Origin of the sequence: Paenibacillus sp. GM2, assembly GCF_900069005.2 — a bacterium.
In the GTDB taxonomy this organism is placed as follows: domain Bacteria; phylum Bacillota; class Bacilli; order Paenibacillales; family Paenibacillaceae; genus Fontibacillus.
The window spans coordinates 1,191,796-1,206,235 of record NZ_LN831279.1; the positions used below are offsets into that span (position 1 = coordinate 1,191,796).

The following is a 14,440-nucleotide window of genomic DNA, read 5'->3' on the forward strand; positions in this document are numbered from 1 at the left end:
GGGGCTGTCGCGGGGCCGGCGCAGCCGGAAGCCCTGGCTGCGTCCAAGAGCAGCCCCCTCATCGTCAGCGATACGCTGAAGGGGCTGCTGATGCAGGTGCTGTCGCGGGACGACGCTCCAGCACCGCTGCTGGACACCGCCCGGCAGCTAGCCAGCCAATTGACCGGGCAGCAGCTATTGCTTACGACCGACCGTACGGCTCCGTTCGCACAAGTCACGCTATTTCTGCCCTTTATCGGGCCGGATGGCGAACAGACGGCGTCCGTGCATATCGAATCAAGGCGTGGCCGCAAAGGGCTGCTTGATGCTGACAATTGCCGACTATGGTTCGATTTGCAAATGAAGGCGCTTGGCCAAATTATGGTCGATGTACAGGTGGCAAACAAGAAGGTGCTGCTCAAGATCTATAGTGAGAATGAACTTGCCGGAGCCTTTCTTGAGTCCCGCCAGGATGAGGTGGAAGCTGCATTGGATTCGGCGGGATACCGCTTGTTAGCTTTGCACGCAGAACCGTTGTTCAAAGCTGTTGAAGAGGACGGAGCCAATGATTTAACAATGTCACAAGCTTACGCGCCCAGCTCATATAGAGGGGTGGACTACCGTGTATGAGTGAGGAGAAATCCCAGGAGCTTCCGCTTTCTATGAAGAAGGCTGTCGCTTTGAAATATGAACCGTCCAAAGGCGATGCACCGATCGTAGCCGCCAAAGGCAGGGGGCTGCTGGCGGAGCGTATCCTGGAGACGGCCAAGGAGCATGGGATTCCGGTTCAGGAGGACCCAGCGCTAGTGGAAGTGTTATCCAAACTTGATTTGGACCAACAAATCCCGCCAGAGCTTTATAATCTGGTAGCGGAAATACTCACTTTCATTTACCGTTCCGACAAGCAAGCTGAGGAAGAATGGTATTATGAATAATCCAGGGCGCCGTGAAGCAAATTCACGGCGCTTGAATTTTTCATAGTAGATCTGTCTGTTGATCCGGGTTCTGTTGATGACTGTTATCGTTAACGATGGTTTGCATAAACCATTTGCCAGATATCCATTCATAACTTATATTGGATTTAAGTGTAGTTATAGCCTTTATATCCCATAGTCCATGTATACTTTGCTATAGAAGTTATGAAGGGGTCGTTACATATGGGTAATCTGAGAAACGAAAGAACGGGTACAGATGAACGCCAAATTCGTGGCAGGCAGGCGGAAAATATGGCCGCTCTATATTTGCAAAATCAGGGATATAGGATCTTGGCCAGAAATTGGCGCTGCCGGACGGGAGAATTGGATTTAATTGTGACCAAGGAGGAGCAGATTGTTATTGTCGAGGTACGCAGCCGCAGTGGCTACGCGCTAGCCTACGGTTTTCCCTCCGAGTCCATCACTCCGCGTAAAATTCGCAAGGTGCGTGATACCGCTGCCGTCTACTTACTGCAAGCCGATAAACAGACAGCTACAGTCCGCTTTGATGTGATTACAGTTTTGTACCCTGGAGATGGCGAGCCACAGTTAGAGCATTTAAAAGCTGCCTTTTAATATAGAAAGACGCCGGGGTCATTAGAAATTGCGAACGAGGTTTATCCAAGATAATTGATAAGCGACGGATAATATATGTCTGTTGCCTCTTAACCTAGAATTTTCCGCTACCAACGATCTCGCTCCCTAATCAATGAAAGGCTTTCCAGAACCACAATGGACCGTGGAAATGGAGGCCTTTTTGATTTACAGAATCTCAACTTTGCGCCGATCTAACTGTCGATATTGGATCGCCTCGGCGATATGGGCGGAAGTAATTCGATCCACGCCCTCGAGATCGGCGATCGTACGGGCCAGCTTAATAATCCGATCATAGGCACGCATGCTGAGCCCAAGCGTTTCGAATGAAGCCTCTAGTAAACGGCCCGCTTCTGTGTCAAGGGGAGCGAACTTGCGAAGCATCCGGCCGGATAATTCACTGTTGCGGGTGAATGTGTCATTACGGTAACGATTAAGTTGAATCGCTTCGGCTCTCTCAACGGCAGCACGCATCTTAATTGAAGATAAAGGCTGTACATCGCTTTGCCAATTGGCTGGACGCGGCACTTCAACATGCATATCTATCCGGTCAAGCAGTGGGCCGGATATCTTCTCACGATACTGAGCGATCCTGGCCGGGCTGCAGGTACATGGAGGAAGCGGTGGTTCAGATCCTAAAAATCCGCAGGGGCACGGATTCAAAGAAGCCGCTAACAAAAATCGTGCTGGAAAAGTAAAGGAAGCCCGTGATCTGCTGATCGAGACGACGCGCTCCTCCAACGGTTGGCGCAGCACCTCCAGTACACCCCGTGAAAATTCGGGCAGCTCATCCAGGAATAAGACGCCGTGATGAGCAAGACTGACCTCTCCCGGCTTCGGTATGCTGCCGCCGCCAATCAGCCCAGCCCCTGAAATGGTGTGGTGAGGTGAACGAAAAGGACGTACGCGCATTAAGCCGCTCCCACTCCCTTTTAATTTGCCAGCCGAGCTGTAAATCTTTGTAACTTCCAGAGCTTCTTCTTGGGATAGCGGAGGGAGAATTGTGGGCAGTCTGCGAATGAGCATTGTCTTGCCGGTACCTGGAGGACCGATCAGGACGATATTATGCATGCCTGCCGCTGCGATCATCAGCGCCCGCTTGACATGTTGCTGTCCAAGCACATCGCTATAATCCTCGGCAGATGGCGGGAACAGGACGGGCTCCTCGGTCGCTATCGGGTGATCTTGATGGATCTGTAAATGAGAGAGTGTGGTCAAATACAAGGGGGGTGCTGTTGCTGTGCCCTTTTTATGGGATATCTCCTCTGGAGCAAGCTGCTTTAAATGTCTTAGCCCATAGACATGAACTCCATCCAGCAGCATTGCTTCCGGGGCATTCTCTATTGGTACTAGTACCGAGGTAAAGCCTCGTTTCATCGCCAGATCAACCATAGCCAACACTCCGGGAATCGGGCGAAGCGTGCCATCGAGCGAGAGCTCTCCGAGGATAAGCAGGCGTTCGCCCTCCGGCAGCCGAATTTGCTCGCTTGCTGCCAAGAGTCCGAGTGCGATGGCGAGATCGAAGGCGCTGCCTGCTTTGCGCAGATCGGCTGGCGCAAGATTTATAGTGACTCGTTGCAGTGGAAAGGTGTAGCCGCAGTTTTTTATGGCTGAGCGTACTCTTTCCACAGCTTCGCGCACGGCGGAATCCGGCAATCCGACCAGATTTACTTGAGGAATCCCACCGGACAGATCGACTTCCACCTCAATCAATACCCCATCAATCCCGTAAAGACAAGCGCTGTAAAGCTTTCCGTACATGGACATAACGAAAAACACCTCATTTCCATAATTAGGAGGTTCAGTCGTAAGCTGAGTGATTTACTCGACTTTAACGAACCTTCATTTGACACCAGTTGCCTGGCAACGGAGCCAAATCGAGGGAAAAAAGGTGCTTCCATATTTTCCTGACTATGCTTTGATCGTATCGTAGAAGTTTCTTTTGAGATTGTCAAGCTTTGATGAATAACAATAAAAAACATCACATCATTTTATCGGGTTGATTATCATGATAGAATAGGAATTCATCTCATTTCGCGATGTATTTCATAAGCTTGACTGTGATTCGCTAATACTGCTTGGAAGTGAAAAAGTCGAATATATAAATATTCTAAAATAAAATGGCGATTTTCGGCGGTGAGATGAAAGAAGGTGCGTCACTTTAAATAGTGGGTTGATTTATCTCAAAATGAGATCAAATTGATATAAAAAAGTTGTGTATAAATCATGAACTTTTTAAGGAAAGCGTTTCAAAAACATGATACAATGGTTGGGGTTTCAACGATTTGACCATACCTGTGAGGTTCGTTACTTCGGGTTATGGAACAACTTCTAATACCGCCTGTTGATAGGAGGATTCTAAAGTATGAATATCCATGAATATCAAGGAAAAGAAGTGCTGAAGCAGTATGGAGTCGCCGTTCCGAAGGGACAAGTTGCGTTTACGGTGGAGGAAGCTGTAGAGGCAGCGGCTGCACTGGACAGCCCGGTTGTCGTTGTGAAGGCGCAGATCCATGCTGGCGGACGCGGCAAAGCTGGTGGCGTTAAAGTCGCGAAGAATCTGGAAGAAGTGCGGACTTATGCACAGGAAATTCTCGGCAAGGTACTGGTAACGCATCAGACTGGCCCGGAAGGCAAAGAGGTCAAACGCTTGTTGATCGAAGAAGGTTGCGACATTAAGAAAGAGTATTACATAGGCGTTGTTGTCGACCGTGGAACCGGCAGCGTCGTAATGATGGCGTCGGAAGAAGGCGGTACGGAGATCGAAGAGGTCGCCGCAGCAACTCCGGAGAAAATCTTCAAAGAGGTAGTTGATCCTGCGCTGGGCCTACAGACCTATCAGGCGCGCAGACTGGCTTACGCGATTCACATACCTAATGAACTGGTGAATAAGGCGGTTCAATTCATGATGGCTCTTTATACGGCATTTGTCGACAAGGACTGCTCGATCGCGGAGATCAATCCGCTGGTAGTTACCGGTGACGGCAATGTAATGGCTTTGGACGCTAAATTGAATTTTGATGCCAATGCCCTGTTCCGTCATAAGGATATCCTTGCTTTGCGCGATTTGGAAGAAGAGAACGAGAAGGAGATCGAAGCCTCCAAGTACGATCTTAGCTATATTGCTCTCGACGGAAATATCGGCTGCATGGTTAATGGAGCAGGTCTTGCTATGGCGACGATGGACATCATTAAATATTACGGCGGCGATCCAGCCAACTTCCTTGATGTTGGGGGCGGAGCGACGGCTGAAAAAGTAACCGAAGCCTTTAAGATTATTCTGTCGGACGATAATGTAAAGGGCATTTTTGTTAATATTTTTGGTGGAATTATGAAATGCGACGTTATTGCAGCGGGGATCGTAGAAGCGGCACATCAGGTCGGACTGGATCGTCCGTTGGTGGTACGTCTGGAAGGAACGAATGTAGAGCTGGGCAAGCGTATTCTGGCCGAATCCGACTTAACGATCGTATCGGCGGATTCGATGGCAGACGGCGCTCAGAAGATCGTTGCGCTCGTATCGTAATGTAATCACCTTATCCATAAAGGGGAGGCTTGAAGTATGAGTATTTTAATCGATAAGAATACAAAGGTTATCACCCAGGGGATCACGGGCAAGACTGCGTTGTTCCATGCCAAGGGCGCCTTGGACTACGGGACGCAAATGGTGGGCGGCACATCCCCGGGCAAGGGAGGCACTACGGTCGAGATTGAGCTGGAGAACGGACAAACGGCGAGCTTGCCGGTGTTTAATACAGTAAGAGAGGCGAAGGAAGCGACCGGTGCAACGGCGAGTGTTATCTACGTACCGCCGGCCTTTGCCGCGGATTCGATCCTTGAAGCGGTGGAAGCGGAGCTGGAGCTCGTCATTTGTATCACGGAAGGCATTCCGGTGCTCGATATGGTCAAGGTGAAACGTTACATGGAAGGCAAGAAGACGGTACTGATCGGGCCAAACTGTCCGGGAGTAATTACGCCGGGAGAATGCAAGATCGGGATTATGCCGGGTTATATTCATCTGCCAGGCCATGTGGGCGTTGTATCGCGCAGCGGTACGCTTACCTATGAAGCGGTTCATCAGTTAACAACACGCGGCATCGGGCAATCCAGTGCTGTTGGTATCGGTGGCGATCCGGTTAAAGGCTCGGAATTTATCGATATTTTGCGCCGGTTTAATGAAGATGATAATACCCATGCGGTAATTATGATCGGCGAGATTGGCGGAACGGCTGAAGAGGAAGCGGCGGAATGGATCGCTGAGAATATGACGAAGCCTGTCGTCGGCTTCATCGGTGGGGTTACTGCGCCTCCAGGCAAGAGAATGGGCCATGCGGGTGCAATTATTTCAGGCGGCAAAGGTACGGCCAAAGAAAAGATCGCGAAGCTGGAGCAATGCGGCATTAAGGTCGCTCCGACTCCATCCGAGATGGGGGCAACCTTGGTTGGGGTGCTTGAAGAGCGCGGATTATTAGGCATGTGCACGACACATTAAGAGAGGTAATTCAAAAAGGACGCTTTTGATCACGTAGTTAAACTGAGAGCTTATTCGACATCGAATCTTAAATTCAGCCGGGCCTTCCGGTGCTCACGTACCCACAACGTACGCTGCGCTCCTCAGTCCCTGGCTTCATTCAACCTTCTCGGTGCTGAAAACCGACCTTTTTGAATCTTTGATTTGGGAGGTAATTCAAAAAGGACGCTTTTGATCACGTAGTTAAACTGAGAGCTTATTCGACATCGAATCTTGAATTCAGCCGGGCCTTCCGGTGCTCACGTACCCACAACGTACGCTGCGCTCCTCAGTCCCTGGCTTCATTCAACCTTCTCGGTGCTGAAAACCGACCTTTTTGAATCTTTGATTTGGGAGGTAATTCAAAAAGGACGCTTTTGATCACGTAGTTAAACTGAGAGCTTATTCGACATCGAATCTTGAATTCAGCCGGGCCTTCCGGTGCTCACGTACCCACAATGTACGCTGCGCTCCTCAGTCCCTGGCTTCATTCAACCTTCTCGGTGCTGAAAACCGACCTTTTTGAATCTTTGATTTGGGAGGTAATTCAAAAAGCTCGCTTTTGATCACGTAGTTAAACTGAGAGCTTATTCGGCGGGCCTTCTGGCGTTCCTTTATTTGATTTGCTATAATACTTTAAGCAAGTTTATATTGGTATATTTTAGTTAGTTTAAGGTAAGCAACCTTCTGGGCCAAATGGCAGGGGGTTGCTTTTTTGTCGTTCACGAAACTTATTGAGGATGAATGGGAGGAACGAATGGTGGATAGAAATGAAGTATTGATCGCATTGCATGAAGTGAATGGTCTCGGGTGGAGGCGGATAGAGGAAATCGTTAAGAGAGATAGCGATTGGCAGCACGCTTATCAGTTTAACGCAGCTGATTGGTTGGAAAGAGGACTTGAAGCGGAATTGGCGTTGTGGATGAGCCAGCAATTCACCTTGGATTGGGTAGAAGAAAGACTAGAGCGCATGAAGCGTAAACGGATTAGACCGGTAACTATTTACGATGAGAAATACCCACTATTAATGAAGGAAACGGTTCGGCCTCCCTGGGTTTTATACACAATTGGAAATATGAGGCTGTTATCCGCTTTATCTGTAGCGATTGTTGGCACGCGGCTTCCCACGGCTTACGGACGAAAAGTAGCCGCAGGGTTAACGGAAGGATTATGTGATAGAGGGATCACCGTTGTCAGCGGCATGGCGCGTGGCATTGACGGGGTATGTCATGAAGCCGCGCTTAACTGCGGCGGAAGAACCATCGCCGTATTGGGAACCGCGGTCGATATCGCTTACCCGCCTGAACATAACTCCTTATACCGTAGAATCGCCGAGTCCGGATTGATCATTTCGGAATACCCGATGGGCATGAAGGGACATCCGGGCATGTTCCCGCAGCGCAACCGGATCATTGCCGGGATTTCCCGGGGCACAGTCGTTGTCGAGGCGGACGCCCGCAGCGGATCGCTGATTACAGCAGATGCTGCACTCGAGGAGGATCGGGATGTATTTGCAGTGCCCGGCCCAATCACCTCCCCGAAAAGCCGGGGGACGTTGGAATTGCTCAAACAAGGGGCGAAAATGGTCACGGATGTGGACGATATTTTGGAGGAATATCAGGCTTTTTTATCTTACTCGCGTGTGACTACGAAGAGGGTATCAGAAGTTTGTGAGTTGACAGATGAGGAGCAGCGCATTTACGATATGTTGCAGCAGGGGATAAATCATTTTGACGATTTACTGCTGCAAACGTCATGGGATTTTGGACTTTTACATTCAGTTCTGTTATCTTTAATCATGAAAAAAGCGGCGGTCCAGCTGCCGGGTTCTGTTTATAAGATTATATAGTCCATTCCTATCGAAGAGTGGCTTGAACATATGACTATATACAATTGTTGAGAGGAGGATGGATCTGTGGCTGATTCTCTCGTTATCGTGGAGTCGCCTGCAAAGGCGAAGACGATCGGAAAATATTTGGGCAGCAAATACATCGTGAAGGCTTCTATGGGGCATGTTCGCGATTTGCCGAAAAGCCAAACCGGGGTTGACGTGGAAAATGACTTCAATCCCAAATATATAACCATCCGTGGAAAAGGTTCAGTACTGAAGGAATTAAAAGATGCGAGCAAAAAAGTAAAAAATATTTATCTGGCGGCTGACCCCGATCGCGAAGGGGAAGCGATTGCCTGGCATCTTGCCCACGTGCTTGATGTAGATGCCTCGAAGGCCTGCCGCGTTGTATTCAATGAGATTACGAAGCAGGCGGTTAAGGATGCCTTTAAAACGCCGCGCAAGATCAATATGGATCTGGTCAATGCCCAGCAGGCGAGACGAATTCTCGACCGTCTGGTTGGTTATAAGATTAGTCCGTTATTGTGGAAGAAGGTTAAGAAGGGGTTATCCGCTGGCCGTGTACAATCGGTAGCTGTAAAGATTATTTTGGACCGCGAAAATGAAATCTCGGCCTTTGTCCCGGAGGAATATTGGACAATTACAGCTGTCCTGAAAATCGGGGACATTGAATTTGAGGCGAAGTTCTATAAATACCGCGGAGAGAAGCTTGAGCTTGCGAATGAGCAGCAGGTCGAAGAGATTCTCAAAGCGCTGGAAGGCGCCGAGTTCAAGGTTGGTGAAGTGAAGGAGAAGGAGCGTCTTCGTCATCCGGCTGCGCCGTTTACGACGAGTTCCCTACAGCAGGAAGCGGCCCGCAAGTTGAATTTCCGTGCGGCTAAGACGATGTCTGTTGCCCAGCAATTATATGAAGGCGTTGATTTAGGCAAAGAGGGCACAGTTGGTCTAATTACTTATATGCGTACAGATTCGACGCGGATTGCTGCTTCGGCACAGGAGGAAGCCAAGGAATATATCGTGGATAAGTACGGAGAGAACTACGCTCCGGAAGCTCCGCGGCAATATTCGAAGAAGGCGGCCGGAGCGCAGGATGCCCATGAAGCGATTCGTCCTACCTCGGCACTACGCGACCCGGAATCTGTGAAGTCATTTATGAGCCGTGATCAGTTCCGCTTATATAAACTGATTTGGGAACGATTTATGGCTAGTCAAATGTCTTCTGCGGTGCTGGATACGATGTCCGTTGATATCCCTGCGGGTGAAGTGACTTTCCGGGCCGTTGGCTCGAAGATCCGCTTCCCGGGTTTCATGAAGGTCTATGTGGAAGGTAACGATGACGGAACAACGGAAGACAATAAGTTCCTGCCTCCGCTGAAGACTGGCGATGTGCTGAAGAAGGAAACGATTGATCCGAAGCAGCACTTCACTCAGCCGCCTCCGCGATATAGCGAAGCACGTCTGGTTAAGACGCTTGAAGAGCTTGGCATTGGACGCCCGAGTACGTATGCGCCGACCTTGGAGACGATTCAGAAGCGTGGGTATGTGGCGATTGAAGATAAGAAGTTCATCCCGACCGAATTGGGCGAGCTGGTTCTCGAGCAAATGGAACAGTTCTTCCCGGAAATTCTCAACGTTGAATTTACCGCCCATATGGAGGAAGATCTTGACCATGTCGAGGAAGGCACTGAAGACTGGGTTCGCGTCCTGAGCGAGTTCTATGGGCCGTTTGAGAAGCGGCTGGAAGTTGCGGAGAAAGAGATGAAGGAGATCGAGATCGAAGATGAGGTCTCCGATGAAATCTGCGATAAGTGCGGAAGACCGATGGTCTACAAATTGGGCAGATTCGGCAAGTTTCTCGCCTGCTCTGGATTCCCGGATTGCCGCAATACGAAACCGATCATCAAGGACATCGGAGTAGCCTGTCCGAAATGTAAGGAAGGGCATATTGTTGAGCGCCGCAGTAAAAAGGGCAGAGTGTTCTACGGCTGCGACCGTTATCCGGAGTGCGATTTTGTATCCTGGGATAGGCCATCGCCAATCCCTTGCCCTAAATGTGGATCGCTCCTCATCGAGAAGCGCAATAAGCAGGGCGGGAAGCTGCAATGCACCGCTTGTGATTTTGTACAGGCGATTGAGGAGAACGAAGACGCTGCGGGCGAATAAGACCATACAATTCTAATAAGACATTTACAGCAGCGAATTCTGGGGGGATTTAAGTTGACAGATTCTAGTAGAGTAACCGTCATCGGCGCCGGGTTGGCCGGAAGCGAAGCGGCGTGGCAAATCGCCAGCCGTGGGGTGCCTGTTACTTTGTATGAGATGCGTCCGGTGGTTAAGACACCGGCGCATCATACCGATAAATTTGCCGAACTCGTATGCAGCAACTCGCTGCGAGCGAATGGGCTTACGAACGCTGTAGGGGTATTGAAGGAAGAAATGAGGATGCTGAATTCGCTCGTGCTCGGATCGGCTGATCATAATGCAGTTCCTGCCGGCGGGGCGCTGGCTGTGGACCGCGACGGCTTCTCCGGGGAGATTACGAACACTTTACGCGAGCATCCGCTGATTGAGGTTGTGAACGAAGAAATCACAGAGATTCCGCAAGAGGGGGTCGTAGTCATCGCTACAGGCCCTCTAACTTCGCCGGCTCTCTCCGAGCAGATCAAGGCGTTGACGGGAGAGGATTACTTCTATTTCTACGATGCGGCTGCGCCGATCATTGAGAAAGAATCGATCGATATGAACAAGGTATACCTTGCTTCCCGTTATGATAAGGGAGAGGCCGCCTATTTGAACTGTCCGATGACAGAACAGGAATTTGATGCATTCTATGAAGCGCTTATCACCGCCGAAGTTGCTCAGCTTAAGGAGTTCGAGAAGGAAGTGTATTTTGAAGGCTGTATGCCGATTGAAATCATGATGCGCCGCGGCAAGCAGACCGCGTTATTTGGTCCGATGAAGCCAGTAGGGCTCGTGAACCCGCATACGGGTACGCTCCCCCATGCTGTCGTACAGCTTAGACAGGATAACGCTGCCGGAACGCTCTATAACATGGTTGGCTTCCAGACTCACCTTAAATGGGGCGAGCAAAAGCGCGTCTTCTCGATGATACCTGGTTTGGAAAATGCGGAGTTTGTCCGTTACGGCGTCATGCATCGCAACACATTTATCAACTCACCTCGTTTGATGCTTCCAACCTATCAACTGAAGGAACGCAGAACGCTCTTTTTTGCCGGGCAAATGACCGGTGTGGAGGGATATGTAGAATCCGCAGCTTCGGGTCTCCTTGCCGGCATCAACGCAGCGAGAGTCGCTCTCGGCCAGGAAGGCATCGTCCTGCCTGAAGATACAGCGCTAGGCAGTATGGCCCGGTATATTACAACGGCGGACTTTGAACATTTCCAGCCGATGAATGCGAATTTCGGGCTGTTCCCTAAGCTGGATACAAGGTATCGGAAGAAGGCCGAGAAGAATGAAGCGTTGGCACAGCGTGCGCTGGACAGTCTCCGCTCCTTTATTGCGGCTGAAGGAATGGCATAATTAGACTCTGGCCTTGTCGTGATATATCATAGAGATACGACATAAGATTTACTTTAGGATGGATTTTTTTCGAACCAGCCCTAGAGAGATCCTATATCGTATTGCATAGCGGACATAGCGGCACCCGTCTATGTCCTCCATAGGCTCCGGGCTTTTCGTCGGCCTGGATTGGAGGAGGTAGACGGGTGCTATAATTATCAGATGGAAGGATGCGGTTGTTCATGGTTCCTACTTTTCATGCTACAACAATTTGTGCCGTTCGTCACAACGGAAAGGGAGCAATTGCCGGTGATGGCCAAGTCACGCTTGGCGAGAGTGTCATTATGAAGCAGACCGCCAAGAAGGTCCGTAGATTATATAGAGGACAGGTGCTGGCGGGTTTTGCCGGTTCAGTTGCGGATGCAATAACCTTGTTTGAGAAGTTCGAGGGTAAACTGGAAGAGCACCAGGGGAATTTGCAGAGAGCTGCGGTTGAGCTGGCCAAGGAATGGCGTCAGGATCGCGTGCTGCGCAAGCTGGAGGCTCTTCTGATCGTTATGGACAAAACCGGGATGCTTATGATCTCCGGCGGCGGAGAAGTGATCGAGCCGGACGATGATATTTTAGCGATCGGCTCCGGGGGGAATTATGCCCTATCTGCTGCCCGTGCTCTAAAACGCAATGCCGCGCATATGGAGGCAAAGGATATTGTACGCGAATCGCTGCTGGTCGCATCGGAAATTTGCGTATTTACGAACAATAATATTATCGTTGAAGAACTTTGATGCGGGAGGGATCTTGGATGAATAATCAGAATTTAACACCACGGCAAATCGTAATCGAGTTGGATAAATATATTGTCGGACAGAAGCAAGCCAAGAAATCCGTTGCAGTTGCGCTTCGCAATCGCTATCGCCGCAGCTTGCTCAGCGATGAGGTACAGGACGAGATCGTACCTAAAAACATTCTTATGATCGGACCTACTGGAGTCGGCAAGACCGAGATCGCTCGCCGCCTCGCCAAGCTGGTAGGTGCTCCATTCGTCAAGGTTGAGGCGACGAAGTTTACAGAGGTAGGCTATGTCGGTCGGGATGTTGAATCCATGGTCCGCGACCTGGTGGAGGTTGCTATTCGTACGGTCAAAGCTGAGCGCACAGAGCAGGTGAAGGATAAGGCTGAGGAACTGGCGAATGAAAGACTTGTCCAGATTCTTGTTCCGTCCACTCATAAGTCGAAGGGGGTACGCAACCCATTCGAGATGTTGTTTGGAAATGCCAATCAGAACTCTTCCTCAGGATCAGAACCTCAAGAAGAGGATAGCAGTGAATTGAATGAGAAGCGTCGTCAAGTACGCTTCAAGCTGTTAGCGGGTCAAATGGAGGACGATATCGTTGAGATCGATGTAGAGGACAATACGCCTAACATGTTCGATATGTTCGCTGGCCAAGGCAACGATCAGATGGGCATGAATATGCAGGAGATGTTTGGCAACCTGCTGCCGCATCGGACCAAACGAAGAAAGCTGACGATCAAGGAAGCCAGAAAAGTGCTTACTCAGGAAGAAGCGGCTAAGTTGATTGATCATGATGATCTGACCCAGGAGGCTATCCGCAGGGCCGAACAGTCAGGCATTATTTTTATTGATGAGATCGACAAGGTAGCAAGCCGGGGGCAAGGCTCGGGGCCGGATGTATCTCGGGAAGGGGTGCAACGCGATATTCTGCCTATCGTTGAGGGTTCCACGATTATGACCAAATATGGCCCTGTGAAGACCGATTATGTTCTCTTTATCGCCGCCGGGGCTTTCCATATCGCCAAGCCATCGGATTTGATTCCGGAACTGCAGGGACGATTCCCAATCCGGGTTGAACTGGATAGTCTGACGCTGGACGATTTCGTATCCATTTTGACCGAACCGAAGAATGCCCTTACGAAGCAGTACGCAGATTTGCTGCGTACGGAGAATATCGAGATTGATTTCTCAGATGAGGCTATCCGGGAGATCGCTGCGATTGCAGCTAATGTGAATTCTAATACGGAGAACATCGGGGCGAGAAGACTTCACACGATTCTGGAGAAGCTGCTTGAAGATCTGTCTTTCGAAGCGCCGGAATTGACACTTGACCGAATGACGATTACACCGGAATATGTTAGCAGCAAATTAGGAGATATTGTGAAAGATCGAGATTTAAGCCAATATATTCTTTAATTTTCCATTGACATATAAGACTTGACCCGTATAAAAAGGCCGTTAGACCCAGTATTATTAGGGGGAAACGGCCTTTTTTTATTCTCTAAAGGAGTAATAGAGGGATTCTATAAGACTAGTTACTGTCGATATTTCTCGAAAAACTAGTAAAATTTTAAAATATTGTCAAATTCAAAGCCAATTATTTCAAAGATAGTGCTTTTTTCTTATTGTAATAAAATCGATTCTCCTAGAAACTTATGTTATATGACATGAAGATGTTTTTTTCTACAAACCTACATGAATTGATAAATAATTATCAAAAAAAATGTCGAAAAAAGAGGGAAAGCCATCTGAATGTTGAATACGTACATTTAAGGAAAATATGCGAAATAACAAAGGGGGCGAAATAATGCAACTGTTGAACGGAATAGGGTTTGCTCGGATTGAGTCAGCAGTACAGGCCGCTAATATGCGCCAAAGTGTGCTGGCTAACAATATAGCTAACGAAGATACCCCTTATTTCAAACGTTCAAATGTATCATTTGAGAGTTTGCTACAGCAAGCAAGTGAAGGAGATATGCCAGCTTTGCAGGGCATTCGTACCAATAATAGGCACTTTGTCATAGGTCCTCCCTCAGGTATGCCTGAGCCTGTGGTAACTACAGACAGGACGACAGCCATGAACAACAACATGAATAATGTCGATATTGATAGCGAAATGTCACAGCTTGCCGAGAATCAATTGAGATATAACACCTACATAGAGCAAATTAATTACCAGATTAAAATGAAGCGAAATGCGGTTGAAGGGAGATAACGGG

At 49.2% G+C, this 14,440-nt stretch carries 11 protein-coding genes and 1 pseudogene; 11 read left to right on the plus strand and 1 reads right to left on the minus strand.

Annotated features, from left to right (window positions below):
• From BN1360_RS15140 to BN1360_RS15150, 3 genes and pseudogenes are all read left to right on the plus strand, one after another.
• A pseudogene (locus BN1360_RS15140) lies at positions 1 to 609 on the plus strand (flagellar hook-length control protein FliK); the annotation flags it as partial.
• The gene (locus BN1360_RS15145; protein WP_068780697.1) at positions 606 to 914 is read left to right on the plus strand and encodes an EscU/YscU/HrcU family type III secretion system export apparatus switch protein; all 309 of its coding nucleotides are present in this window, start codon (positions 606 to 608) and stop codon (positions 912 to 914) included. The pseudogene BN1360_RS15140 and the gene BN1360_RS15145, both read left to right, overlap by 4 nt.
• A 222-nt stretch (positions 915 to 1,136) precedes the next feature.
• Entirely contained in the window at positions 1,137 to 1,529 is a 393-nt protein-coding gene (locus BN1360_RS15150) for a YraN family protein (protein ID WP_068780698.1), read from the plus strand.
• Between the two features lie 186 nt (positions 1,530 to 1,715).
• Here BN1360_RS15150 and BN1360_RS15155 read toward each other — a convergent pair whose 3' ends face one another.
• Positions 1,716 to 3,308 carry a YifB family Mg chelatase-like AAA ATPase gene (locus BN1360_RS15155; protein WP_068780946.1) on the minus strand — a complete coding sequence of 531 codons (1,593 nt, stop codon included), beginning with the start codon at positions 3,306 to 3,308 and terminating at the stop codon, positions 1,716 to 1,718.
• Between the two features lie 604 nt (positions 3,309 to 3,912).
• Between BN1360_RS15155 and sucC the strand changes: the two genes are divergently transcribed.
• The 8 genes from sucC (at position 3,913) to flgB (ending at position 14,436) form a co-directional block, all read left to right on the plus strand.
• Positions 3,913 to 5,073, plus strand: a complete 1,161-nt coding sequence (sucC, locus tag BN1360_RS15160) for an ADP-forming succinate--CoA ligase subunit beta (protein WP_068780699.1) — start codon at positions 3,913 to 3,915, stop codon at positions 5,071 to 5,073.
• Positions 5,074 to 5,109: 36 nt separating this feature from the next.
• Entirely contained in the window at positions 5,110 to 6,039 is a 930-nt protein-coding gene (gene sucD, locus BN1360_RS15165) for a succinate--CoA ligase subunit alpha (RefSeq protein WP_068780700.1), read from the plus strand.
• A 775-nt stretch (positions 6,040 to 6,814) separates the two neighbouring features.
• Positions 6,815 to 7,906, plus strand: coding sequence for a DNA-processing protein DprA (dprA, locus tag BN1360_RS15170; protein ID WP_420707932.1), 1,092 nt, complete (start codon positions 6,815 to 6,817; stop codon positions 7,904 to 7,906).
• A 66-nt stretch (positions 7,907 to 7,972) separates the two neighbouring features.
• The gene (gene topA / locus BN1360_RS15175; RefSeq protein ID WP_068780701.1) at positions 7,973 to 10,072 is read left to right on the plus strand and encodes a type I DNA topoisomerase; all 2,100 of its coding nucleotides are present in this window, start codon (positions 7,973 to 7,975) and stop codon (positions 10,070 to 10,072) included.
• Between the two features lie 39 nt (positions 10,073 to 10,111).
• On the plus strand, positions 10,112 to 11,449 hold the full coding sequence (gene trmFO, locus BN1360_RS15180; RefSeq protein WP_148466584.1) for an FADH(2)-oxidizing methylenetetrahydrofolate--tRNA-(uracil(54)-C(5))-methyltransferase TrmFO: 1,338 nt from the start codon (positions 10,112 to 10,114) through the stop codon (positions 11,447 to 11,449).
• A 221-nt stretch (positions 11,450 to 11,670) separates the two neighbouring features.
• Positions 11,671 to 12,213, plus strand: a complete 543-nt coding sequence (gene hslV / locus BN1360_RS15185) for an ATP-dependent protease subunit HslV (protein WP_068780948.1) — start codon at positions 11,671 to 11,673, stop codon at positions 12,211 to 12,213.
• Positions 12,214 to 12,230: 17 nt separating this feature from the next.
• The gene (gene hslU, locus BN1360_RS15190; RefSeq protein WP_068780703.1) at positions 12,231 to 13,637 is read left to right on the plus strand and encodes an ATP-dependent protease ATPase subunit HslU; all 1,407 of its coding nucleotides are present in this window, start codon (positions 12,231 to 12,233) and stop codon (positions 13,635 to 13,637) included.
• A gap of 391 nt (positions 13,638 to 14,028) precedes the next feature.
• Complete coding sequence (gene flgB / locus BN1360_RS15195) at positions 14,029 to 14,436, plus strand: flagellar basal body rod protein FlgB (protein WP_068780704.1); 408 nt, start codon at positions 14,029 to 14,031, stop codon at positions 14,434 to 14,436.
• The last annotated feature ends 4 nt before the right edge of the window (positions 14,437 to 14,440 follow it).